2 protein-coding genes are annotated in these 973 nt (G+C 44.1%); both read left to right on the top strand.

The annotated features are described in order from the left end of the window. A partial coding sequence (locus ADINL_RS16450; protein WP_036546859.1) for a hypothetical protein occupies positions 1 to 794 on the top strand: 794 nt, incomplete at its 5' end. Then, positions 794 to 973 (top strand): hypothetical protein (locus ADINL_RS09175; protein WP_036546861.1); only part of this gene is annotated, 180 nt, incomplete at its 3' end. The genes ADINL_RS16450 and ADINL_RS09175, both read left to right, overlap by 1 nt.

Genomic DNA, 973 nt, shown 5'->3' on the forward strand with positions numbered 1-973 from the left:
CCATCTTTTTTGGTTCTATTTCAGGCTATGATCCAGGCTGGTTTACCAAAGATGGAAGCCCTGGTGTCTATTATCAAGATATTCATCAAATGCTGTTTCGGGAGGAGTATATTATTTCTTCTTTTGAATTTTATGAAGATAAAGATAACCCAGGTTTTACTAACACTGGTAGATCTTACGAGGAATTTAGAGCTGGTCAGTTAGACTTCCATGGTCGAGGTATAGGCTGGGGTCTATTTGCCATAGGTTTGCTAGTGATCCCCTGGATTTTATTTAATATCAGCGTTCAAAACCCTATCCGCTTTGATCGTAAGCGTCGCATTGCGTATACCTGGTCACGTGGGTGTTTTATGTGCATTCAGTTGCCGGAAAACACTGTTGATCCACTAGCACAGATCCGTGCCCATGTCCCACATGCGCCCAAAGTTAAGGACCCTTATAATCCCGATGGCGCTCTGGTGTTTTGGCTGCCATTTCCGAAAAAAGAAGCCAATATGCCGATCGGTGTGGGTGCTAATTGCTTCATCGCACGAGCAGCGATCCGCTATCAGGCGCATTATCTGCGGGAGTTCATCACCGATTTTATGACCAATCCGGACCCACAATGGCTGAATCAGTTGGGACCGAAGCGTAAGCCCAAGTATGTGCTGTGGATGGATTACTTTTTTTACAATATAGCTAGACTGCAGCTACTGCCACAGTTTGCATTCAAAAAACGCAAAACTGAAAAGGCGATTGAAGAGTTTATGCAGAATCCACGTACAGAGTTGTACACCAAGGATATGCCCTATTGATGGCGTTACCACCGATTCAACTGATTCCAAGTCCCACTGAAAATCCTGATGTGGTTGAAGCGATCAATCTCTCCATTACCCGGATAGATAAGGACACAATTGAAGTCCCCTCCATGGCTGCGATGGGGATCAATGTCTGGCTTAAAATTATCTTTTTTGCCATCTTTTTTGGTTCTATT

It is taken from the genome of Nitrincola lacisaponensis (assembly GCF_000691225.1).
Classification (GTDB): domain Bacteria; phylum Pseudomonadota; class Gammaproteobacteria; order Pseudomonadales; family Balneatricaceae; genus Nitrincola; species Nitrincola lacisaponensis.